This window comes from Pseudoalteromonas sp. SG43-8 (assembly GCF_014164245.1).
Classification (GTDB): Bacteria; Pseudomonadota; Gammaproteobacteria; order Enterobacterales; family Alteromonadaceae; genus Pseudoalteromonas; species Pseudoalteromonas distincta.
Genome location: NZ_JACJEX010000001.1, coordinates 70,898 through 95,409, shown reverse-complemented (window position 1 = coordinate 95,409; position 24,512 = coordinate 70,898). Strand labels below are relative to the sequence as shown.

Genomic DNA, 24,512 nt, shown 5'->3' with positions numbered 1-24,512 from the left:
TTTACAGCAGACTGTTTGGTCTTTAGGCAAGGCAGAGCCTATGTTGTGTGGTTACCCCCCATAAACAGGCGATAACGCAGCATAAATACCAAATATGCGCTGCCCTAGTTTGATTCGCTACGGCTTTGCTCTAATTCGTCGCTTAGTTGCTGCGCTAAAGTTTGTATTTTAGGCATAGCATCTTTCATTAAGCTTTGTGACATTTGCATAGACTCTTGCATTACAACAGGCATTTTTTCAAGTATTTTTTGCCCTGTATCTGTTTTATAAAACGCTAACATATCGGCAATCTCTTGCTCACTAAAATGCTTGTCGTATACATTGACCATCATTGGCTGCATTTTAGCCCAGCTCATTTCGGTTTTTAATACCGTCGTCATGTCGCCGTAGTACTTATCAAAAATAGCTTGCTCAGAAGGCTCAACACCCATTTGGTCTGACATGCCTTTCATCATACCTTCAACCTGGCCGTACATAGAATCAACCATTGAATCTAAATTCATTACACTAATGAGTTCATCTATTTTTTGCTGCTTAGTATTTTGTTCAGCATATAAACTACTAGAAAAAATCAGTAATGATAAAAGTAGTACCTTACCCATAATAATATCCTTTCATATAAATAATTAATTTATAGTCACATGAATAGTTTGTATTGTAAAGGGTACAAGCAATCATTAAAAAGGCCGAATAAAATGAATTTATTCGGCCTTTTATAAATTACTTTTTGCGTTAGTCGTCTTCTACATTATCTAGGCCTTTAGTGCCTTCTTTGGCTTTTAGCTTATGATGAATAGCTGACTTTATCAGCATGTAACCACTAATCGGTGCTGTAATTAGTAAAAATATAGTAATGAGTATTTCTTTAACACTTAGGCCATGCTCTGAACTTGCAAAATAAACCATAGCCGCAATTAACATACTCGCCATGCCTAACGTGGTTGCTTTAGTTGGTCCATGCAAACGCATAAAAAAGTCAGGTAGTTTAATTAAACCTATTGAGCCAATTAAAATAAACGTACCACCAAATAACAATAATATTGATACAACCCATTCGCTGATCATGTTTTCACCTTATTCAATTATATCGCCACGTAGTAAATACTTACACACTGCAACCGTACTTATAAAGCCGAGCATGGCAATAAGCAATGCAGCTTCAAAATAAAGCCCTGTATCCATACTAATGCTGTATAAAATAATCAGTGCGATGACGTTAATGTACATAGTATCGAGCGCTAAAACACGGTCAGGCACTGACGGACCGATGATCAATCGCCATAAATTAAGCAATAATGATAAGCCAATCATCGAAAAAACAATGAGTAATACGGTGTCTAACATTGAAATATCTCCTTTAGTGGAGCTTCGTAGCGTTGTTTTATTTGTTTGATAAGTGCTTCTTCATCTTTAAGGTCAAGCACATGTATTAATAAGTAGCGTTGCGTTGGCTCTCCACCTTCAGGTAACGACTCAGCAATTGGATAAACTTCTGCACTCACAGTACCAGGTGTAAGCGATACACAACTGGCCAATATGGTAATTGGCATATCATGAGTTAAATCTATCGGTACTTTTATAAATGCCGGACGCAATTTTTTTGATGGCCCAAGTATAAGTAAAGCCACTTGTAAATTTGCAACAACAATATCGTACAGCACTATAAGTAACTGTTTAAGCGCCAAGCCTGGCTTTAAAATCAGTGGCTGAGGGTCTCGAAACGAAAAACTTAAAATAGGGATAAGTATCGCAAAAATAGTCGCTAATACTAAGTGCCCTATCGATACGCTATTGTTTAACAATAACCAAACCATAAACAAAAATAAGCTACGAAATGGCGTTGGTAACCAACGAAAACGGGCTTGTAATCTCATCACATGCCTCCTTTAAGTACAGCATTAATACCGCCGCTTAGATCATGTAACTGAGTAGCAGCATTTAGCATATATTCACTTATTGGTCCGCCCAAAATAACGAGCAATGGCGAACATGCAAGTAAAGCTATAATTACAGTTACCTGCAACGGGTGTGCACTTGCACAATCGGCATTTTCGCTATTTTTGCTTCTATGCTCCCAGAACAAAGTTGTGCCAGCGCGCGAAAGCGCAACTAACAACGCAAAACTTGTTACTAAATATACTGGCCAAAATAGTAAAGCTTGCTCACTGTTTAATGTCGCTTTAAGTATCCAAATTTTACCTACAAAGCCTGACAGTGGTGGCATACCAACTACCGTTAAAGACGCAATAATAAAGCACACACCTAATAAAAATGGCTGTTTAACAGAGCGACCTGCTACTAGTCTATCGCCAACTTTACCGCGCTGGATTGAAACTAAGTCTGCTAGTAAAAATAGTGCGGCACTAACAAGTGTTGAATGCACTAAATAATATAAAAGTGCAGCAGTGGCATTTACATTTTGCAATGCTATTAGCGCAACCAGCGTACCTACCGATACTAATATTAAGTTAGAGGTGAGTTTACGTAAGTCTTGTGCTGCCATCACACCAATTGCACCTACTATAATGGTCGCAATTGCTAAGCCCCAAAGCCAAGGCTGCGCCATGTGTTCAAGCGCTCCGGCTTGTTCACCAAATATCACCGTATAAACACGAAGCATAGCGTAAACACCTACTTTGGTCATAATCGCAAACAATGCAGCAACCACAGGTTTAGCACTTGCGTAAGTATTTGGAAGCCATAAATGCAGAGGTAATAGTGCGCCTTTTAAAGCAAATACTATTAATAGTAGTAAGCCACCTGCTTTTGCTAGATATACATCATCACCTGTAAGTAGTGATACCTTTTGCGTCATATCTGCAATATTAAGCGTACCAAGCACACCGTACAAAATACCCAAACCGATTAAAAATACGCTTGAGCCAACTAAATTCAATATTACATATTGCAATGCCGCACGAGTATTTTGTTTATCACCTGCGTGCATTAACAGTGCATATGATGCAATCAGTAGCACTTCAAAAAATACAAATAGGTTAAATAAATCGCCAGTTAAAAACGCGCCATTTACACCTAATATCAAAAAGTGAACAAGTGGGTGATAAAAGCTACCTTTTTCATCATCGCCAGCACTACCATATAAAATAGCGCCCAAACCTAAAAATGAAGTTAACGTAACCAATAAGGTAGATAACATATCGGCTACTAAGACTATTCCAAATGGTGCAGACCAATTACCAATAGCGTAAACGTTAATACCCGTATTATTAACATGTACAAGTAAAAGCACACTAATGGCAAAAGTAGCTATTGCCATTACAATTGAAACTAAGCGGCGAATTTTAACGCTTTTACCACATGGTGGCAGCAATAAAATAACGGCCGTCAGCATAGGTAATAAAATAGGGAGCGAAGCTAAATGTTGGATCATTTTTGCTCCTTATTATCTGCAGAGGTGTTAGGCACATAACCATCAACATGGTCGCTACCTAAATCGGCGCGTCCACGTATTGCCAAAATAACCACGAATGCGGTCATCGCAAAACCAATAACAATAGCTGTAAGCACTAAAGCTTGAGGTAACGGATCGGCGTATTCTGTACCAGTACCAAGCACTACAGCTTTATTAATAGTAAGACGACCTGCTGAAAACAAAAATAAGTTAACAGCATATGAAATCATAGTAAGCCCAAGTACTACAGGGAACGTACGAGCTCTTAGCAGTAAAAACACACCGCAACTGACCAATACTCCAACGCAAGATGCGTACAATAATTCCATTAAATATTTACCTCTTTTTTCTGGGTATCTGCCGTCATATTACCTAAGCTTGCCAAAATCATTAGCGTAGCGCCTACAACCGTTAAGTAAACACCTAGGTCAAATGCAATCGCGCTGGCAAGCTCTGTTTTACCGACAAACGGAATATCAAAGTAGTCAAACCAAGTTGTTAAAAATGGCTTATCAAAGAACCAGCTACCCACACCAGTGAACAGTGAAATACCAATGCCTGAAGCTATGATTTTACGATAATTAACATCAAAACGTCCGTTTATCCATGCTGTACCATGCGCCATGTATTGCAAAATAAACGCGATTGACGTTACCAGTCCAGCAATAAAGCCACCGCCAGGTAAGTTATGTCCGCGTAAGAAAATATATGCAGAAACCAATAACGCAAGCGGTAATAAACTTTGTGAAATACTCGCCAGTAAGATTGGATGGCGCTCTCGTGCCCATGGGCGCCCTTCGCTGTCACTTGCTGGCATAAATAATGGGATTCGAGAAAGTACTTTAAATATACCTAATGCGGCAATGCCTAATACGGTAATTTCACCAAGCGTATCAAAGCCCCTAAAGTCGACTAAAATAACGTTAACTACATTAGTACCACCGCCACCAATTTTAGCGTTAGCAATAAAGAAGTCTGAGATTGAATCTAATGGACGTGTAAGTAATGCATAACAGATACTCGCTATAACTACACCTAACGTAGAGGCAATTCCTAAATCTCGAAGTACGCGTAATGAACTTGATTCTTTTGGCGTATGCTGGGGCAAGAAAAACAATGCAAGCATAAGTAAAATAATAGTAACAACCTCAACAGTTAACTGTGTAAGTGCTAAATCAGGAGCAGAAAAGCGTGTGAATACAACCGATACCATTAACCCTACGATTGAGAGCATTAACAACGATACCATTCGAGAGCGATGCCAAATAACGGTAGCAAGAGCACCAATAATCAATAAGCCCGCACCAATTGCATTGTGCACATCAACAGGGGTAAGTGGCATGCTGCCAGCAAGTTGTTGCATTTCAAATAATGGCCAACCGGCACACAGTAAGACTACCGCTAACATAATTACTAGGTAGCGCTGCAGCGATCCATTTTCGATACTGCTTACCTTTGACTGACACCAAGCAACAACACTTAAAATTACACGTTCAAAGGTTTTTTTAGCATTTAAAGGTGGTAATGACGCTTGAAACTGAAATAGATATTTACGATTAATATAAATAAATAAACCGCCAGCAATCGCCATTGCACTCATTAATAGAGGCAAGTTAAACCCGTGCCAAATAGCCAATTCGTAAACTGGCATTTCTTTTCCAAGTACAGCTAAAGAGGCCGCAGATAAAATGCCATCAATTGTAAAGTGTGGGAACATACCCACTAGCAAACAAATCACAACTAATATTTCTATTGGTACCCGCATATAACGTGGCGGTTCGTGCGGCGTGCGAGGTAAATCGATTGGCTCACCATTAAAGAACACGTCATGAATAAAGCGTGCGGAGTACGCAACAGCTAATGCGCCTGCAACCGTTGCCAGTACTGGAATTAACCACGACATAGAACCAAGCACTTGCTGATGCAGCGTTTCTGCAAAAAACATTTCTTTAGATAAAAACCCATTAAGTAATGGAACCCCTGCCATAGCAGCCGCCGCGACCATTGCAAGCGTTGCAGTGTATGGTAAGTATCGCCACATACCATTTAATTTACGCATATCGCGCGTGCCTGTTTCATGATCGATAATACCAACGGCCATAAATAACGACGCTTTAAACGTTGCATGGTTAATTATATGAAATATAGCAGCAACAGTCGCAAGCTCAGTATCAAGCCCGAGTAATAGCGTTATTAAACCCAAATGGCTTATTGTTGAGTAAGCTAACAATCCTTTTAAATCGTGTTTGAATAATGCTATATAAGCACCAAACAACAGCGTAGCTAAACCTGTTAACCCAACAAGTAAGAACCACGTATCGGTGCCAGCTAAGGCAGGATGAAAACGTGCTAATAAAAATATACCGGCTTTTACCATGGTTGCAGAATGTAAATACGCGCTCACTGGCGTAGGCGCTGCCATTGCATGAGGAAGCCAAAAATGAAATGGAAATTGTGCCGATTTAGTAAACGCACCCAATAGCACCAATACTAATGCTACTTCGTATAAATCGTGAGATTGAATTATCGCTTTACTCGCTAGGATAACATCTAGGTCATAACTACCAACAATATCACCTAATAGCATTAAGCCTGCAAGTAACGCTAAGCCGCCCGCGCCTGTTACAGCAAGAGCCATACGAGCACCCTTTCGCGCTTCAGACTTATGCCACCAAAAACTAATTAATAAAAATGAGCTGATGCTCGTTAATTCCCAAAACAACCACAGCTGAATAACATTGTTAGACATAACAATGCCAAGCATTGCGGTCATAAACAGCATTAAATAACTATATAACTTAGCCATTGAGTCGTTGGCACTGAGGTAGTAACGCGTGTAGAGGATAACGAGCAAGCCTATGCCTAAAATCATAAACATAAACAATAAACTGAGGCCGTCTAACCGCAGAGATAGGTCGAGCCCTATTGACGGGATCCAAGCGAAAGAGTAACGAATGGTTTCGCCCGCTAAAACTGCAGGTGCATGGTATAAAGTTATTCCCAAAGCCGTTAAAGGCGCAAGAGCCGTTAAACTAGTGCTTAAATTGCGGGATAACTTACCTGTGCATGCAGAAATAACACTGCCAATTAAGGATAACAAGGGTATCCAGAGCAAAGTCATAATGTAGGGCCTTTTATAATCATAAGTTTATCAGGGCATCTCTTTTTAATACTAAGGGATGCTTTTACTGCCTGTTTTTAAACGACATTAATGACTATAGTTATACTGAAAAACACTGATTTTGTCTATAAAAAGCGGTTCTGTATGGGTGTTTTTTAAACATGAACTAACAATTTATTAAGCCTACAAAAACAATTAATTAATACTGATAATTGTTAATTTAATATGGCCTTATTTGCAAATGTAAGCGCGCTGGAGTGGCGATAAGAATTACCATTGGTCATATCTAAATGCTTCAACCAAATCTCTCTATACTGCGCCGAGAGCCCTAACTGCTGATATTGCATAATAGACCAATTTTCACTAGGTTTATATGCAACACCACCTATCTGGCAACTCTTTGCTTTATGCCAGCCTATTGGGGGCGACTCATCATGAGAAATAAATAAATTAGGTGCCACAAAACCTGTTTTTGCACACAACCATGCTTGTTTAGTTTTAGGCAAAGCATATTCATCTTCAAAACCGTTAAAATGCATCAACTCATGCAAAAACACACTGTATTTTGCTTTTGAGTTTATTAGCATTGTTCCTTTAGTAACATTAGCCGTTCCATCTTTTGGCATCATTACTATAAAATCAAAATTGTTAGGAAGCTGGTTATTGAGTTTAGCTGATTGCCAGTCACACTTTGCTATTTGATTAGTGCTACTTTTACACTCAAGCATACCTGCAACGTAAACAGGTTTTGAAAAGCAAAAAATATTTTCACGGGGCTCTGGCTGTTTGTTATAAGCATTAATAAACTCGGTGAGTTTATATAAGCCACTGCGATGATCGCTCATAGTCAGCACGTTAAACATACATTGCTTATTAGGTTTGCTTATATTTATTAAAGATGAAAAACCAAGAGCGTGGATAAACTCACTAGATACTTTACTCTGTGGTGTTTTTAACTGAAGCTTTAGATGATTTAGCACATCCCCTGCTGGTAATTTGTTTTTACTAGCGAGTAACTTTAAATCGCTCCAACGTGAGTGCTCAAGTAACTTTGCTGATAATATTTTACGCTCTGGGATTGTTAAATCATTTAATGCTCTGAGCCAAAATTGTTTTGCAGTATCGCTCTGACCGTTTTTAATAAGCTTAAGAGAATACAAATATTGGGCTGAAGAAATTTCACTGCGGGCGAGTATAGCTAAAGAGGTATTTGGTAACTGTTCTAAATGAGCAGAAAAATAACCAGGTGATTTCCAATAACTTTGTAGCACATTAGCTTTTACGTTTAAAACATGCCAAAAGCCAATAGCGCCTAGGTGATTACTCGAGCCTGTAATTAACAAACAACATAGTAATACACCTATTAATTTAAAACGCTTAACTTGCGTCAACACCTTGCATCAACTCAAGCTCTAAACGCGCATATTTGTACTCAATAAACTCGTGTACATTAGTTGCTAGCGCAAGCCTAAAGTAGTCTGATGCTAAATACAGCTCACCTGCTGCTTGATGCATTTTAGCTAAATAAAAATAAGCTTCGCATAAACGCTGCGCATATTCTTGCTCAGTTCTAACACCATCACTAATGCCAGATAAAAATGCATGTTCACTCATATCCCCCGTATAAAGAGAAATTAACTGGTACGCCCATTGTGACTCATCAAGCGCAGTGGCATTTTGTTTAAGTGCATCAAGCGCAACGGCTTTATCCTCTTGTGCTTGTGCTAAATAAACCCATAAAACTCGGTACGGATCTTTTGGAGAGCGAGCTAAAAATTCATTAAAATCATTTTTAGCAAGGCCTGCTCTGTCGCCGTAATACAGTGCGATACCACGATTTAAATAGGCGTATTCATGCTCTTCATCAAGCTCTAGGGCAGAATCGAAAAACTCATAGGCTTTTTCATACTGCTGCATAAGCGTATGTTGAATACCTAAAAAATTATACACTTCAGCTAAATCAGGCTTAAGCTTTACTGCGCGATTAAAATCAATACGCGAAAGAGTTGTCATACCTAGACTATCAAAAAGTACACCACGGTCGTAATAAAGCTTAGCTTGTTGTTCTTCGCTTAAGTCGGCTCTATTTAATAGCTCTGAGTAGCGTGCAATAGCAATTTCACTTCTAAAGTCAGAAGCTAAAGGTGCAGTAAATGGCACATTAACAATCGGGGTTGGTTCTGATTCTGTTGTAGTTTGGCAAGCGCTTAAAGACAAAATAGCAAAAGATGCCAAAGCTAAATGTTTGAGTATCATTAAAATCCTTAATACCAAGATATATCGCGATTAATATAAGACAGACCTTGTCCAATAAGGTTTCATTAAAGCATAAAAAAAGGGGCTAAACAGCCCCTTTTTTACTATCTAGCTAATATAACTAGATTAATAAGTTAGCAATTACGCGTCAGTTGGCGCGTCAGCTGCAGGTGCTGCTGATTCCATTGCTTCTTTAATACTTAGACGTACACGGCCTTGGCGATCTACTTCTAGTACTTTAACTTTAACTTCTTGACCTTCAGAAAGGTGATCAGCCACGTTATTAACGCGCTCAGTACTAATTTGAGAAATATGTACTAGACCATCTTTGCCAGGAAGAATGTTTACAAACGCACCGAAGTCTACGATACGTACAACTTTACCTTCGTAGATAGTACCTACTTCAAGTTCAGCTGTTAATTGCTCAATACGGCTAATTGCATTAGCTGCACTTTCGCCATCTGTAGCGGCAATTTTAATTGTACCGTCGTCACCGATTTCAATCGTTGTACCAGTTTCTTCAGTAAGCTGACGAATAGTTGCGCCACCTTTACCAATAACTTCAGCGATTTTCTTCTGTGGGATTTTCATTGTGTATATGCGAGGAGCAAACATCGATAGCTCTTCAGAAGGAGCAGAAATCGCTTCATCCATCACTTCTAAGATATGTAAACGTGCAGCTTTTGCTTGTTTAAGCGCAATTTGCATGATTTCTTGAGTGATACCTTCGATTTTGATATCCATTTGAAGTGCAGTAATACCCGCAGCAGTACCGGCAACTTTAAAGTCCATGTCACCTAAGTGATCTTCATCACCTAAAATGTCAGAAAGAACAACGAATTTATCGTCTTCTTTAACTAGACCCATCGCAATACCGGCAACAGATGCTTTAATTGGTACACCCGCGTTCATAAGTGCTAGAGAAGTACCACAAACAGACGCCATTGAAGAAGAACCGTTTGATTCAGTAATTTCAGATACTACACGGATTGAGTAAGGGAACTCAGTAAGTGTAGGCATTACAGCTGAAATACCACGCTTAGCAAGGTTACCATGGCCGATTTCACGACGCTTAGGAGAACCAACAAAACCAGTTTCACCTACACAGAATGGAGGGAAGTTGTAGTTAAGCATAAAGTGGTTTTTATGAGTACCAGTTAAATCGTCGATTAACTGTGAATCACGTTCTGTACCAAGTGTCGCTGTTACTAACGCTTGAGTTTCACCACGTGTAAAGATAGCAGAACCGTGAGTACGCGGTAATACGCCAGTCATTACGTCTAGTGCACGAATCATATCTGGTTCACGACCATCGATACGTTTTTCGCCAGCAGCGATACGGCCACGAACGATTTTCTTCTCAAGTGAACCGAAGATTTTGCCAATTTCTTGCTTGTCTAAAGACTCGCCTTCAGCAAGTTCAGCTGTTAATACTGCAACAACTTCATCTTTAGCTTCACCAAGAGCTTCTTTACGCGCTACTTTATCAGTGATTAAGTAAGCTGCGCCTACTTTTTCAGCAGCAATAGTTGCTACTTTATCTTCTAGTGCAACATTTTTCTCAGGTGCAGTCCAATCCCAAGTAGGCTTGCCTGCTTGCGCTTTAAATTCTTCGATTGCAGTAATGATCGCTTGAGATTGCTCATGACCATATACAACAGCGCCAAGCATTACGTCTTCTGCAAGTACGTTAGCTTCTGATTCAACCATAAGTACCGCTTTATCAGTACCGGCTACCACTAAATCAAGTTGGCTTTCTTCAAGCTCTTTTAATGTAGGGTTAAGTACGTATTCGCCGTTGATGTAACCAACACGAGATGCACCAATTGGACCACTGAATGGAATACCAGAGATAGCAAGTGCTGCTGAAGTACCAATCATCGCAACCATATCAGGTTGGATTTCAGGGTTAACAGAAACAACAGTAGCAATAACTTGTACTTCGTTTACAAAGCCGCTTGGGAAAAGTGGACGAATTGGACGGTCAATAAGACGTGCAATAAGAGTTTCGCCATCGTTAGGACGGCCTTCACGCTTTAAGAAACCACCAGGGATACGACCAGCAGCGTACATACGCTCTTGGTAGTTAACTGTTAGTGGGAAAAAGTCTTGACCAGGTTGTGCTTCACGCTTACCAACAACAGTTACTAAAACTGAAGTGTCGCCAATGCTTGCAAGTACAGCGCCGTCTGCTTGACGAGCGATTGCACCAGTTTCTAGAGTCACTGTATGTTGACCTAGTTTGAATTCTTTAATAATTGCTTGCACTTAAAATATTCCTTAAATGTATTCTAATAAGTTGTCATCAAAGTACCAATTACAGTACATAATTGTATTCAGTTGGAAATCAATTAAGTACTACAATTGGCAATGATGTGAATAATTGCAGATAAACCTTTTTACCTACGCGCATAGTATATACCAAAGCTACTTCAAAATGCGAGTCTAGGGTGTGTTGTTCTTTGTGGATTGAAATTTGTTCATCCTAGGGCAGCGCATGTTTGGCATTTATGCTGCGTTATCGCCTATTTATGGGGAATAACCACACTACATAGGCGCTGCCTTGCCTAAAGACCAAACATACAGCTGCAAAATTAATCACGAAAGGTCAACACACACTAGCTACTAGATTTAAGCTGGGCTAATGAGCGGGTAAATACAACGTTGCTTGATAAGCTATGAAATAGGAGTTTTACAATATAATTCAATAAGTTTATAAATTTGTCTTATTTTCAAACACAAATTTTAGGCACAAAAAAAGGAGCTAAAAAGCTCCCATTTCTATAATCTAGTTCTTAACGACGTAGGCCAAGTTCTTTGATTAGTGCAGTATAACTAGTGATATCTTTACCTTTAAGGTAATCAAGTAGTTTACGGCGAGTGCTTACTTTACGAAGCAGACCACGACGTGAGTGGAAGTCATGCTTGTGATCAGCAAAGTGACCTTGAAGCTTGTTGATATCATAAGTAAGTAATGCTACTTGTACTTCTGATGAACCTGTATCGCCTTCTGCACGTGCAAATTTAGCAATGATATCGATTTTTTCTTGATTGCTTAGTGACATAGTAACTCCAAAAATTAAATTTAAAAGGTGTCTTAGCCGATCACTAATTCAGCCAAAACGATTAAGCCGGCGTATTCTACCAACTGTGGGAATAACTACAAGTTAATTATTCCCATCTACAACTAATAAGCCACTGCTGGGCACACTAATTGCTTATTCAGGCTTTACGTAATCATCTTGCTGGCTAGCAAGACCACGTTTAACCTTTAAATGGCCACTTGAGTTGCGCTCGCCAGTACCAATAAACACACCATCCGAAACAACTTTAATTGCCCCCTCAGGTAAAGCTTCAGGTAACTCGACTGCTTGCCCATGACTAAATACTTTGCCCTGCTCTTTCGAAATTTCAATAACAGGTAAATCAGTTAAAGCAGTGTCTATAGGTAATAACAACGAGTCTAAATAAGTAGAAGGCGCAAGCTCTTCTGCTTTCGCTTTAGCAAGCAACGCTTCAATTTCATCAAGCGAAACCATTTTATCTGCCGGATACTGACCAACAGCAGTTCTGTGAAGCATTATAACGTGTGCGCCACATCCTAGGTTTTCGCCCAAATCATCAACGATTGTACGAATATACGTCCCTTTTGATACATGAGCCGTCATTTGTAATACGTTGTTTTGTTCATCAAATTCGTCAAACGATAAGCTAAACACATTTATTTTTCTGCATTTACGAGGGACTTCAATACCCTCTCGTGCGTACTTATATAATGGTCTACCTTGATACTTAAGTGCTGAGTACATTGATGGATATTGATCTGACTCTCCAACAAAAGCTGCAATTTCTTTTGTTAACTGCTCACGCGTCACATTCACATCTTTCGTGCTTACGATTTCGCCATCAGAATCTGATGTCGTTGTACGCTCACCCAGTTTTGCACGAACGATATAAGTTTTATCTGTATCGAGTAGAAACTGCGTAAACTTAGTCGCCTCACCAAAACAAATTGGCAGCATACCTGTAGCAAGCGGGTCTAAAGCCCCAGTGTGGCCAGCTTTTTGTGCAAAATAAACACCTTTCGCTTGCTGCAGAGCTTTATTTGATGAAATGCCTTGCGGTTTGTTTAACAACAAAATACCGTCAACTGCACGGCCTTTACTGCGCTTTGCCATCTGTATCAGTGCCTTCTTCGCTATCTGTATCTTCTACGTGCTTAGTACTTTGTTCACTATCTGAAATATCAGCATCAACACTTTCTACATCTTCATCGACATGCTTTGCGTTATCTTCGCGGATAATAGAATCCACTAAATTAGAAATACGCATACCTTCCATCAGTGAATTATCAACTACAAACTTTAACTCAGGCATTATACGAGCACGAATACGCTTACCAAGTAACGAGCGAATATAACCCGTTGCTTCATTAAGTACTTTTGCGCTTTGCTTTGCTGCATCTTCGTCTTGTGTGTTAAACACAGTGATGAAGATTTTGGCATAAGATAAATCACGCGATACTTCTACCGCTGACACTGTCACCATACCTAAGCGGGGATCTTTAATTTCGCGTTGTAAAATTACAGCAATTTCTTTTTGGATTTGCTGTGCAACACGATCAGTGCGAGAAAATTCTCTCATTGCATTTGTCCTAAAATCATAACTTATTGAAATTTAATAATAAGCTAATTAAATAATGGATACACAAATGGGGGCTAAGCCCCCATTTATTAGTTTAGCGAGCTAACAATTAAAGAGTACGTTGTACTTCAACTGTTTCAAATACTTCGATTTGGTCACCAACACGTACGTCATTGTAGTTCTTAACGCCGATACCACATTCCATGCCGTTACGAACATCAGCAACATCGTCTTTAAAGCGACGAAGTGACTCAAGTTCACCTTCATAGATAACCACGTTTTCACGTAGTACACGGATTGGAGCGCTACGTTTAATAACACCTTCAGTAACCATACAACCAGCGATTGCGCCAATTTTTGGAGACTTGAATACGTCACGAACTTGAGCAAGACCGATGATTTCTTGTTTAAACTCAGGTGCTAGCATGCCTGACATGGCTTGCTTAACTTCTTCGATTAAGGCATAAATTACGCTGTAATAACGAAGGTCTAAGTTTTCAGTATCAATCACTTTACGAGCAGAAGCATCAGCACGAACGTTAAAGCCAACTACAATTGCGTTAGACGCTGCAGCTAGTGTCGCATCAGTCTCAGTAATACCACCAACACCAGAGCCTACAATCTTCACTTTTACTTCATCAGTAGAAAGTTTAGTTAGTGAATCAGAGATTGCTTCGATAGAACCTTGAACGTCTGCTTTAAGTACCACGTTAACTTCAGAAACATCACCTTCAGTCATGTTAGTAAACATGTTTTCAAGCTTAGCTTTTTGCTGACGTGCTAGTTTAACATCGCGGAACTTACCTTGACGGTATAAAGCAACTTCACGCGCTTTACGCTCATCTTTAACTACAGTTGCTTCGTCGCCTGCAGCTGGAATACCAGAAAGACCTAAAATTTCCACTGGAATAGATGGACCTGCCGACTTGATATCTTTACCGTTTTCATCGCGCATTGCACGAACACGGCCATACTCAAGACCACATAATACAATGTCACCTTGGTTAAGCGTACCAGATTGAACAAGTACTGATGCAACTGGACCACGGCCTTTATCAAGACGAGATTCAATTACAACACCTGCAGCCATACCTTCGGTAGGGGCTGAAAGCTCTAAAAGCTCAGATTGCATAAGTACGGCTTCAAGAAGGTCATCAATACCTAGACCAGTTTTAGCTGAGATATGAACGTACTGCGTATCGCCGCCCCATTCTTCAGGGATAACGTCTAGCTGAGCTAGTTCGTTTTTAACGCGATCTGGATCTGCGCCTTCTTTATCCATTTTGTTTACAGCAATGATTAAAGGAACGCCAGCTGCACGTGCGTGCTGTACCGCTTCTTTAGTTTGTGGCATAACACCATCATCTGCTGCAACCACTAAGATTACGATATCTGTCGCTTTAGCACCACGAGCACGCATTGATGTAAATGCAGCATGTCCTGGAGTATCTAAGAAGGTAATCATATTGCCGTTTACATCAACATGGTATGCACCAATATGCTGTGTAATACCACCGGCTTCGCCAGAAGCAACCTTCGCAGAACGAATGTAATCTAGAGTCGATGTTTTACCATGGTCAACGTGACCCATTACAGTTACTACTGGAGCACGAGGCTCTGACTTACCATCTTCATGGCGGTCGTTAAGTACTGTTTGCTCTAATTCGTTTTCTTTAACAATGATAACCTTGTGACCCATTTCTTCTGCAACTAGTTGTGCAGCTTCTTGGTCGATCACTTGGTTAATAGTAACCATGTCACCCATTTTCATCATTGTTTTAACAACTTCAGCGCCTTTAACAGCCATGCGTGATGCAAGCTCAGCTACTGTAATTGTTTCGCTAATACGCACTTCATTTTTAACATCAACAGTTGGTTTTTGGAAACCATGCTGCAGCGATGCTGGTGCTTTTAATTTAGACTTGTTACGGCCTCTTGACGCTGCAAATTTATCTTTTGCTGGCGCTTTTTTCTTTTTCTTAGCACGGCGAGTGCCTTGCTCATCACGAGCATCGGCAACATCTTCTGCTTCACGTGCATAAGTTGAAGTCGTAAGATGGTGATCCGCTGTTTCTTCGCGTTTCTTACGTTCTTCTTCTTCTTTCTTCCAGCGTGCTGAAGTCTCTTCAGCTAGCTTTCTTGCCTCTTCTGCTGGACGTTTCGCTTCTTCTTAAGCTTTCTTCAATGCGGCCTCTTCTGCTTCTTTTTGCAGACGCTCAGCTTCTATGCGATCTTTCTCAGACTTAGCACTTTGCTCTGGGGTCATCTGCTTTTGTTTCGCTTTACGCTCTGCATCAGCTTTGCGTTTAGCTTCTTCTTTGGCTTTACGGTCAGCTTCTTCTTTCGCTTTACGTTCTGCCTCTTGTTTCGCTTTTAATTCTGCGGCTTCTTGTTCAGCTTTTTGTTGCTGTTCAAGACGGGCTTTTTCTTCAGCGGCTAAGCGTGCTTGCTCTTGTTCTTGTTCCATTGCGCTTTTCTTCACGTAGGTACGTGTTTTGCGAACTTCAACTTGAACATCTTTAGCTTTACCCGTAGAACCAGTCACACTTAATGTGCTTTTGCTCTTACGTTGTAAAGTCATACGCGCTGGGCCATCTGAACCTGTACCACCATGATGCTTGCTTAAATGATCAAGTAACGTTGCTTTTTCAGCTTCTGTTACGTTATCAGTTGCTTGCTTAGTGATACCTGCTTGTGAAAACTGCTGTAGCAATTTATCAACAGTTGTACCTATATCGCCGGCTAGTTTTTCAACATTTACTTCTGCCATAGTGTGTAATACCTCCGTTAATAAATTACTCGTCTGCAAACCAACAAATGTTTCGTGCAGCCATAATCAGTTCACCCGCTTTTTCAGATGAAAGTTCTGTGATATCAACTAATTCGTCAATACCTTGCTCTGCCAAGTCTTCAAGTGTAACAACACCTTTGCTTGCCATAACAAATGCTAAGTGACGCTCTAAGCCTTCAAGCGCAAGTAAGTCTTCAGCAGGCTCTGCGCCATCTAAGCTTTCTTCCGTTTTAAGTGCTTTAGTTGTCAATGCATCTTTTGCGCGTGAACGCAATAAATCTACAGTATCTTCATCAAGACCATCAATTTCTAAAAATTCAGACGCAGGTACATACGCCACTTCTTCAAGTGTCGAGAAACCTTCGTTAATAAGTAATGATGCAAACTCATCATCTATATCTAAATTTTCAGTGAATAAGTTAAGTAACTTATCAGATTCAGCTTCATTTTTAGTACGCATGTCTTCAACAGTCATTACGTTCAGTTCCCAGCCAGTTAATTGGCTTGCTAAACGAACATTCTGACCATTACGACCAATTGCTTGTGCTAGGTTATCGGCTTCTACAGCGATATCCATTGAGTGAGTGTCTTCATCCATTACGATTGAAGCAACTTCTGCTGGCGCCATTGCATTGATAACAAATTGTGCTGGGTTGTCATCGTAAAGTACGATATCAACACGCTCACCACCAAGCTCAGACGATACAGCTTGAACTCGTGCGCCACGCATACCAACACATGCACCAATTGGATCAATGCGTTTGTCGTTAGATTTAACAGCAATTTTAGCGCGTGAACCTGGATCACGTGCAGCTGCACGTAACTCAATCATCTCTTCGCCAATTTCTGGCACCTCAATGCGGAATAATTCCATTAGCATTTCAGGTTTAGAGCGCGTTACAAATAATTGTGCACCGCGTGCTTCAGGTTTAACTTCATATAAAAGACCACGGATTCGATCACCCGGGCGGAAGTTTTCACGTGGCAACATGTCATCACGGTAAATTACCGCTTCTGCGTTGTTACCTAAATCAAGTACGATTGCATCGCGAGTTGCTTTTTTAACAACACCCGTTACCAGCTCGCCTTCTTGATCTTTGTATGCTTCAACAACTAAAGCGCGCTCAGCTTCACGTACTTTTTGTACGATAACTTGCTTAGCCATTTGTGTTGTAATACGGTCAAATTTGATTGAGTCAATTTGCTCTTCAACATAATCACCCATTTGCAAATCAGGTTCTTCAACCTGTGCTGCTTCTAGAGTGATTTCGCTGTATGGGTTCTCTAAAGAACCATCTTCTAATACAGCGGCAATTTGCCAGCGACGGAACGTATCGTAATCACCGGTTTTACGGTCAATTGCTACACGTACTTCAATTTCGCCATCGTGTTTTTTCTTTGTCGCTGTCGCTAGAGCGAACTCTAGAGCTTCAAAAATCTTTTCTTTTGGAACCGCTTTCTCATTGGAAACGGCTTCAGCAACCAATAATATCTCTTTTGCCATGGGTAATGCCTCGCTTGCCCTATTCCTTCGCACTCGAATTTAAAACTTCGCGATTAAATTCGCACGTTCGATGTTACTAAGCATGATCAGATGCTCTGCACCATCGCTAGATAGTGTGATCATATCGCTGCTAACTGCTACTAAGTCGCCTTTAAAATTACGACGACCATCCTGTGGAAGTTTAGTACGCACGCGTACTTCCTCTCCTTGCGCCTGCTCGTAGTGATCTTGTTTGAATAATAGACGATCAACACCAGGAGACGATACTTCCAAATCATATTCATTTGTAATTGGGTCTTCGACGTCTAAAATCGCACTAATTTGGCGACTGGCATCCGCACAGTTATCAACTGAGATCCCATCCTCATGAGCAATATATACTCTTAAGGTAGAATGGCGACCCGCTTGTACAAATTCAAGACCATGCAACTCAAAGCCTAACATTTCTACCGCAGGCGTTAACATGGTTACTAAATCTTGTTCAAGTTTTGTCACGAAAATCCTCCATACAAACAAAAAAAGGGCTTATAGCCCTAAAATACTGAGTTTAAATTTTAATTTGATAGCAATTGCCACAAATCGTAAGGTGCAGATACAACAACGCCCCGAACCAAGCGGGGCGTCACACCAATAAAGCATAAAACTGTGTGGCCGAGGGCCAAGCTTGGTTGCGAGTCAGTAAACTGACCTAATTAAACTACATAGCCTAAAACGCAAAACGCGCATTACTTAGAATGCGCGATATAAATTAGTAAGGTAATACCTACTAGTAGAATTGGTTGCGGGAGCCGGATTTGAACCGACGACCTTCGGGTTATGAGCCCGACGAGCTACCAGACTGCTCCATCCCGCGCCAATAGATATCAAACCTTAAATTTAATATCGCTGTTAGCTGTTATACAACACGCTAAACAATGGCCGCTATTATAAGGATGTACAGGATAATTAGCAACTATAATACGCAATTAGTTTATAAAATTTGCAATTCGTCAAGATGCTAATTTAATGTATATGTAAGTAACATAAGTAATCAGCCAACTTTATAAAATGCCCATATTTGAGTCATAAAATGTAGTAGCTTATTATTTCAGGATAAAAATCAGATAAACTGAAGTTTAATAACTCTTAAAATACGTTTTAAAGGCTCACTAATTACCAGAAAGTAAATAGATATAACAAAAAGCCATACTTTCACACTAAAAAACGTGCAGAATTTGAACTGCCCGCTATAATCAACATTATTCCTACTTGATAATAATAGTTATTACTCACTGCAACGAGATAAAAATGAATCAACAACAATCAGCATTATTAAATAACTTAACAATTATTAAGCCTAACTTTCATGCGTTTACGGCTAAATTTCATAGTAAATTAGCCCAATCTAGTATTGAGATGAATTACCCGACGGCCTTACAGTTTAACGAAAAGAGCTTTACCCTCTTTTGCGTATTAGAACGAATTGTTAAGCATTTAGATAAACCAGCATCGGTAGCTCCTTTTTTAGCTCACCATTTAATGTATCTAAAAAAAAGCGGCGCTTCACACAGTGACATTGCCCTTTTATCTAACGCTTTTTACGAAACCCTTGAAGAGCACCTTGGTAAACATTTTACTACTGAGAGTCAGCTCGCTTGGAAAAAAGCGCTTAGGTACTTTGAAAGCTTTGCAAGCAATGTTCTTTTCAACGTTACCAATGTGGTTTCGTTACAACAAAGAATGCAGCAAAAGCAAAGTAATAAAATTTAGATATTCAATTGGGGGGGAGACTTAATTTACTTAATCTCCCCTTAATCAGGAACGCCTTGATATGCGGTTAAACTTTTTTGCCCTATTGCTAACAGCACAATGTATTGCGTTATTTACCGCCTCTATTCGTTTTACTAATCTATTATTAAACTCAAGAAACAACTAATCCCCAGCATTAAAAACAGCAAACTATTGTCGTTATGCACTTAATTACTCCTATTTGCTTGTTGTAAAATATTAAAACGATCGTTTAATTAACTATACCCGTATAAAAAAATTTGGCCTTACTATGACCCATCATAAAACACTTAGATTAATACTAGGCGATCAGCTAAACCCATCTCATTCATGGTATAAACAAAAAGACGACGACACGCTTTATCTCATCGCAGAATTAAAACAAGAAACCGACTACGTTAAGCATCACATTCAAAAACTGTGTGCTTTTTTTAATGCTATGGAAAACTTTGCAACTGCATTAAAAACGGCAGGTTTTAATGTTTTGCATTTGACACTTGACGATACCTCTGACGACAAAGACTTAATTGGATTACTCAAGCGAATTGCCGATAAATACCAATGCGAAACTATTGAATATCAATATCCTGATGAGTTTAGGCTTAAGTCTCAATTAGCTAAGTTTAAAAGTGATGCCTCATTTGATGTAATTGCCACAGATACTGAACATTTTTTATTACCGTTCACCGATATAAAAACACGCTTTACAAAAAACAAGCATGTGACAATGGAGCACTTCTATCGTGCTATGCGTAAGCAGTTTAATATATTAGTTGATGATACTAAGCCAACCGGTGGCAAATGGAATTTTGACAGTAATAATCGTAATAAATTTTCCAAAGCTGACTTAGCGTGTATACCAAAACCTAAGCTATTCAATAATAATGTCAAGAGCATCATTTCTCGCTTAAATAAGCACAAGATCGTTTACTTTGGCGAAATAGCCGATCAGAGACTAGAGTGGCCAACAACGCGTAAACAAGCTATTGAATCTCTAGAATACTTTTGCGAGCATTTACTTAGTTGCTTTGGTCACTTTCAAGATGCGATGACAGATCAAAGTAAAAATAATACCAGCTTGTACCATAGCCGATTATCGTTTGCCCTAAACGCAAAAATACTCCACCCGTTATATGTAATCAAACGTGTAATAAGAGAATACGAACAAAGACCAAGTGAAATATCCCCCTCGCAAGTAGAGGGCTTTACTAGGCAAATATTAGGTTGGAGAGAATATGTACGTGCCATTTATTGGATTAACATGCCCGACTACGCTGTTAAAAATCAATTACAAGCCAAAAACACACTACCATCTTATTTTTGGAACAGCTCAACAAAAATGAATTGCCTAAGCCACTCATTAAAACAAAGCCTTGAAACCGCTTATGCCCACCATATTCAACGCCTAATGGTTATTGGAAACTTTTGCATGCTTACAGGAATAAACCCTGATGACGTAGATAACTGGTACCTAGGTGTTTATATCGATGCCATAGAGTGGGTAGAGATGCCCAACACCCGAGGAATGAGCCAGTTTGCCGATGATGGAATAATTGCGACTAAACCTTATGCTGCAAGCGGTAACTACATTAATAAGATGAGCGATTACTGCAAAAGCTGTCAGTACGATGTTAAACAAAAAGTAGGTGATAAAGCTTGCCCGCTAAATAGCCTGTACTGGCATTTCATGAATAAACACAGAGACAGACTAGAAAAGAACCCACGTATTGGTATGGTATATAAAAACTGGGATAAACAAGAAAAAACACTCCAAGAACAAACGCTGCAACAAGCAACCTACTACCTTAATAATTTAGAAGCGCTGTAAACAAAAAGGCCGCCTCGAATGAGGCGGCTAAGTAATCAGGGAAATATGTACTTTAGAAGATTATTTACCTTCTATTAGATTGCTATTACCAATTTCAATTTTACGTGGTTTTAGCGCTTCAGGGATTTCACGTTCTAAGTCAATACTTAGTAAGCCATTGGCTAAATCTGCGCCAAGTACTTTTACATGATCTCCTAACTGGAATTTACGTTCAAAGTTACGCTCAGCAATACCTTGATGAATAAATTTACGCTCTGCGTTTTCATCTTTATTTGCTTTAGTACCTGTAACTTTTAATGTGTTATTTTCTGACTCAATGGTTAATTCGTTATCGCTAAAACCGGCAACGGCCATAGTGATTCTGTATTTGTCTTTATCGAGTGCTTCTATGTTGTAAGGAGGAAAACTTGGCTGCTTATCTGTATTAGCTGCCGCATCCATAAGTGATGCTAAATGTTCGAAGCCGATAAATGAACGATAAAGTGGTGATAAGTCTACTGTACGCATAATAATATCCTCATATTTAAGCGATATTTTGCATGTGCTCTTCTATTGAACAAGCTCAAGCAAAGTTTAATTAATAATATAAATTTCAATTGTTTAAGTTTAATTTAGGACCCATCAGGCGTCCTACTAAACTATATAAGGACGGTAAAATTGTTTTCAAGAGATTAATTTTAAAAAATTAAAAATAAATAAAAAAAGGCACTAAAAAGTGCCTTTTGAAACCATGAAAATGAATGTTATTTAATAAATGTGCCTCGGATTGGATAGTCGTTTTCTCTAGAAAACTTAATTCCACCTAGCAGTTGCTCTAAATCAGGACGAACAAATGGGCTGTTTGATATATCGACCATTTGAAGCTGATTTTTTTCATTAAGTACAAAAATGCCTGGCTCAGCAAATGGATGATCAGTTTCTGCATCACTGCGAGGCTCGCTGATATGTAGCCCTAAATCGGTCATTTGTTCGATTGTTAAACCATAGTAAATTGGGAAGTTAACATCTATTTTTTCAAGATGTTTATCAAGCTGCTCATGGCTATCACCACTTACCGCAACCACTTCAACACCAGCATCTTTAAAGTCTTTATGAACTTTAGCAAGCTCGTTAAGTTGCGCAGTACATTTAGGGCAGTGCTGGCCTCGATAAACAACAATCATTTTCCAGGGAGAGTCACTTACTCTATCAACTAAATCTACCTTGTTCTCATCAACATCACTCACGACTAGTGATGGCATAATATCCGCAGGTTTTAAACTAGTGTTACTCATTGCGATCTCCTTTTACTGTGTCAGATTAAAAATTAATTTGCTCTTACCCATAAAGCTTAGGGTAACTTTTATTAATTCAATCTGAAAAGTGTAATTAAAAAACGATTATAACTTTAAGACCATCCCTTTATTTTTCTATAAATGGTAGATGCACTAACCCCTAGATAAGCAGCAGCAAGAGGAATATTGTCTTCACAGCTTTTAATCGCATTTTCAATCGCCCTTTTTTCAACTTGCCACAAAGGTTCTATATCATGAACAGACATAGGCGATAATTGAACACTCTGCTCGTTTGTATTGTGAACTGACTTAGCGGATATCGAGTGCTTCACAGCGCCTAATCCAAATGAGCTTGGTAGCATGTCTTTTTCAATTACATCGCCATCATTAATAACAACGGTGTTTTCAATTACATTTTGTAGTTCGCGAATATTTCCTGGCCAATCGTAATTACAAAAAAGCGCCTTAACTTCATCAGAAAAACCAGTGAAATGCTTTGCATTACTATCGCTTTTTTGTTTCAAAATATACTCAGCAAGCAGTAATATATCGCCTCCGCGTTCTCTTAAAGGGGGGAGCTTTACGGGGATAACATTTAAACGGTAATATAAATCTTCTCTAAAACGCCCTTCTGCAACCTCTATGATTGGGTTTCTGTTTGTTGCACAGACTAAACGAACATCGCTGTGTAATACTTCACTACTACCCACCTTACTAAAAATGCCTGTTTGTAAAAAGCGTAATAACTTTGCTTGTAAGTTAAGTTCCATTTCACATAATTCATCTAAAAATAAGGTACCGCCGTTGGCCACTTCAACAGCCCCTTTTCGATCGCTTAATGCCCCACTAAACGCACCTTTAACATGACCAAAAAATTCTGATTCAAATAGCTCAGCAGGAATAGCTGCACAGTTTATGGCAATAAATGGTCCTGTATTTCTCGGGCTTGTATCATGAAGGGTTTGTGCGCAAACTTCTTTACCGGTTCCACTTTCACCTGTGATAAATACACACGCTTTGCTTCTAGCTGCACTATCAAGTAATCTAAAAACGGTTTTCATTGCCAGAGATTCACCAACAAAATCTTGATTTTTATCCCTGTTTTTAACCAATGGTTGAACTTTAACTTGCTCTTTTGGCGTCAAGGCACTTTCTACTGAACTAATGAGTCGTTGACTTGTGAAAGGTTTTTCTAAAAAATCAAAACCGCCTAAACGCATTGCTTCCACTGCAATATCAATAGAGCTGTTTGAGGTGATCATGACTACATTAGCAGGATTTTTCTGCTTATTTACAAATTGTAATACCTCAAGCCCACTTATATCTGGCAAGCATACGTCTTGTACTATGACCGCTGGCATTTTTTCTTTAATACCGACTAAAGCAGAGTACCCATCTGTAAAGTGTTTGCATTGGAAACCAGCCTGCTCAAGCTGACTTGCATATAAAGCACCACTGGCAATGCTATCTTCAACAATATAAACAAGACCTTTATCAATTATATCTGACACAGCTTTCTCCTAGATAGCTATACTATTACTCATTATTTGATACGCATCTCGGGTTTTATCCAAGTTGTGTTTAATAACAAGTGCTGCGTGCAAGTTTTCTTGTGTAGTTGAGGGTGGCGAATCGTGTAATTGTGTTGCTAACGCGGCTAAAGCAGATGCACCGTATAAAGCTGCTGAATTTTTTAAGACATGCATTACTTCTTTAATTTTAATAGTATCTTCACTACTAATTGCCGTATCTAATTGGTTAGCCATAGTAACTAATTCATCAATAAATAATTTAATTAAACGAGCTAACACGGTTGTCCCAACATCCTTTTCGAGTTGAGTTAATACATTTAGCTCGGTAATACTTTTATCGACAAACTGCTCTGATATGGGCATAGATAACCTTTGTGTAAGTT

At 39.3% G+C, this 24,512-nt stretch carries 21 protein-coding genes, 1 tRNA gene and 1 pseudogene; 2 read left to right on the top strand and 21 right to left on the bottom strand.

What is annotated here, in order from left to right; genetic code table 11:
- Nucleotides 1-104 precede the first annotated feature (104 nt).
- From H5122_RS00435 to H5122_RS00355, 17 genes and pseudogenes are all read right to left on the bottom strand, one after another.
- Complete coding sequence (locus H5122_RS00435; RefSeq protein ID WP_182682054.1) at nucleotides 105-602, bottom strand: DUF2059 domain-containing protein; 498 nt, start codon at nucleotides 600-602, stop codon at nucleotides 105-107.
- Between the two features lie 130 nt (nucleotides 603-732).
- Complete coding sequence (locus H5122_RS00430; protein WP_002958501.1) at nucleotides 733-1,065, bottom strand: Na+/H+ antiporter subunit G; 333 nt, start codon at nucleotides 1,063-1,065, stop codon at nucleotides 733-735.
- Nucleotides 1,066-1,074: 9 nt separating this feature from the next.
- Nucleotides 1,075-1,344 (bottom strand): K+/H+ antiporter subunit F, encoded by a 270-nt coding sequence (locus tag H5122_RS00425; protein ID WP_007378493.1) that lies wholly within the window; start codon nucleotides 1,342-1,344, stop codon nucleotides 1,075-1,077.
- On the bottom strand, nucleotides 1,338-1,874 hold the full coding sequence (locus tag H5122_RS00420; protein WP_182682052.1) for a Na+/H+ antiporter subunit E: 537 nt from the start codon (nucleotides 1,872-1,874) through the stop codon (nucleotides 1,338-1,340). Before H5122_RS00420 ends, H5122_RS00425 begins: the two co-directional genes overlap by 7 nt.
- Nucleotides 1,874-3,391 carry a monovalent cation/H+ antiporter subunit D gene (locus tag H5122_RS00415; protein WP_182682050.1) on the bottom strand — a complete coding sequence of 506 codons (1,518 nt, stop codon included), beginning with the start codon at nucleotides 3,389-3,391 and terminating at the stop codon, nucleotides 1,874-1,876. The genes H5122_RS00420 and H5122_RS00415 overlap by 1 nt, the downstream gene beginning before the upstream one ends.
- Nucleotides 3,388-3,741 carry a Na+/H+ antiporter subunit C gene (locus tag H5122_RS00410; RefSeq protein ID WP_010554685.1) on the bottom strand — a complete coding sequence of 118 codons (354 nt, stop codon included), beginning with the start codon at nucleotides 3,739-3,741 and terminating at the stop codon, nucleotides 3,388-3,390. Before H5122_RS00410 ends, H5122_RS00415 begins: the two co-directional genes overlap by 4 nt.
- Nucleotides 3,741-6,533, bottom strand: coding sequence for a monovalent cation/H+ antiporter subunit A (locus H5122_RS00405; RefSeq protein ID WP_024603510.1), 2,793 nt, complete (start codon nucleotides 6,531-6,533; stop codon nucleotides 3,741-3,743). Before H5122_RS00405 ends, H5122_RS00410 begins: the two co-directional genes overlap by 1 nt.
- 215 nt (nucleotides 6,534-6,748) lie before the next feature.
- Nucleotides 6,749-7,924 (bottom strand): hypothetical protein, encoded by a 1,176-nt coding sequence (locus H5122_RS00400; protein WP_182682142.1) that lies wholly within the window; start codon nucleotides 7,922-7,924, stop codon nucleotides 6,749-6,751.
- Nucleotides 7,911-8,789, bottom strand: coding sequence for a lipoprotein NlpI (nlpI, locus tag H5122_RS00395; protein ID WP_002958493.1), 879 nt, complete (start codon nucleotides 8,787-8,789; stop codon nucleotides 7,911-7,913). Before nlpI ends, H5122_RS00400 begins: the two co-directional genes overlap by 14 nt.
- 141 nt (nucleotides 8,790-8,930) lie before the next feature.
- The gene (pnp, locus tag H5122_RS00390; protein WP_002958491.1) at nucleotides 8,931-11,057 is read right to left on the bottom strand and encodes a polyribonucleotide nucleotidyltransferase; all 2,127 of its coding nucleotides are present in this window, start codon (nucleotides 11,055-11,057) and stop codon (nucleotides 8,931-8,933) included.
- Nucleotides 11,058-11,584: 527 nt separating this feature from the next.
- Nucleotides 11,585-11,854, bottom strand: a complete 270-nt coding sequence (rpsO, locus tag H5122_RS00385; protein WP_002958490.1) for a 30S ribosomal protein S15 — start codon at nucleotides 11,852-11,854, stop codon at nucleotides 11,585-11,587.
- A gap of 153 nt (nucleotides 11,855-12,007) precedes the next feature.
- Nucleotides 12,008-12,967: a tRNA pseudouridine(55) synthase TruB gene (gene truB, locus H5122_RS00380; RefSeq protein ID WP_182682049.1), complete on the bottom strand. Its 960-nt coding sequence runs from the start codon at nucleotides 12,965-12,967 to the stop codon at nucleotides 12,008-12,010.
- A complete protein-coding gene (gene rbfA, locus H5122_RS00375) occupies nucleotides 12,951-13,433 on the bottom strand; it encodes a 30S ribosome-binding factor RbfA (RefSeq protein ID WP_002958487.1) in 483 nt (160 codons plus the stop codon). Before rbfA ends, truB begins: the two co-directional genes overlap by 17 nt.
- Nucleotides 13,434-13,542: 109 nt before the next feature.
- Nucleotides 13,543-16,203: pseudogene (infB, locus tag H5122_RS00370) on the bottom strand (translation initiation factor IF-2).
- Nucleotides 16,204-16,228: 25 nt separating this feature from the next.
- The gene (nusA, locus tag H5122_RS00365; RefSeq protein WP_182671311.1) at nucleotides 16,229-17,728 is read right to left on the bottom strand and encodes a transcription termination factor NusA; all 1,500 of its coding nucleotides are present in this window, start codon (nucleotides 17,726-17,728) and stop codon (nucleotides 16,229-16,231) included.
- 39 nt (nucleotides 17,729-17,767) lie between these two features.
- Nucleotides 17,768-18,223, bottom strand: coding sequence for a ribosome maturation factor RimP (rimP, locus tag H5122_RS00360; protein WP_002958482.1), 456 nt, complete (start codon nucleotides 18,221-18,223; stop codon nucleotides 17,768-17,770).
- A gap of 281 nt (nucleotides 18,224-18,504) precedes the next feature.
- Nucleotides 18,505-18,581, bottom strand: a tRNA-Met gene (locus H5122_RS00355).
- Nucleotides 18,582-19,015: 434 nt separating this feature from the next.
- On the opposite strand from H5122_RS00355, the gene H5122_RS00350 reads away from it, so the two are divergent.
- A complete protein-coding gene (locus H5122_RS00350) occupies nucleotides 19,016-19,477 on the top strand; it encodes a globin domain-containing protein (RefSeq protein WP_002958480.1) in 462 nt (153 codons plus the stop codon).
- A 289-nt stretch (nucleotides 19,478-19,766) separates the two neighbouring features.
- Nucleotides 19,767-21,323 (top strand): cryptochrome/photolyase family protein, encoded by a 1,557-nt coding sequence (locus tag H5122_RS00345; RefSeq protein WP_182682047.1) that lies wholly within the window; start codon nucleotides 19,767-19,769, stop codon nucleotides 21,321-21,323.
- A gap of 60 nt (nucleotides 21,324-21,383) precedes the next feature.
- On the opposite strand, the gene H5122_RS00340 is transcribed toward H5122_RS00345, so the two are convergent.
- The 4 genes from H5122_RS00340 to H5122_RS00325 all read right to left on the bottom strand — a co-directional run bounded on the left by H5122_RS00340 (nucleotide 21,384) and on the right by H5122_RS00325 (nucleotide 24,492).
- On the bottom strand, nucleotides 21,384-21,830 hold the full coding sequence (locus tag H5122_RS00340) for an Hsp20 family protein (RefSeq protein WP_024595972.1): 447 nt from the start codon (nucleotides 21,828-21,830) through the stop codon (nucleotides 21,384-21,386).
- A 236-nt stretch (nucleotides 21,831-22,066) separates the two neighbouring features.
- A complete protein-coding gene (locus H5122_RS00335) occupies nucleotides 22,067-22,597 on the bottom strand; it encodes a peroxiredoxin-like family protein (RefSeq protein WP_182671309.1) in 531 nt (176 codons plus the stop codon).
- Between the two features lie 113 nt (nucleotides 22,598-22,710).
- Nucleotides 22,711-24,108, bottom strand: a complete 1,398-nt coding sequence (locus H5122_RS00330) for a sigma-54 dependent transcriptional regulator (protein ID WP_082007326.1) — start codon at nucleotides 24,106-24,108, stop codon at nucleotides 22,711-22,713.
- Between the two features lie 9 nt (nucleotides 24,109-24,117).
- The gene (locus H5122_RS00325; protein ID WP_039489282.1) at nucleotides 24,118-24,492 is read right to left on the bottom strand and encodes an Hpt domain-containing protein; all 375 of its coding nucleotides are present in this window, start codon (nucleotides 24,490-24,492) and stop codon (nucleotides 24,118-24,120) included.
- Nucleotides 24,493-24,512 lie beyond the last annotated feature (20 nt).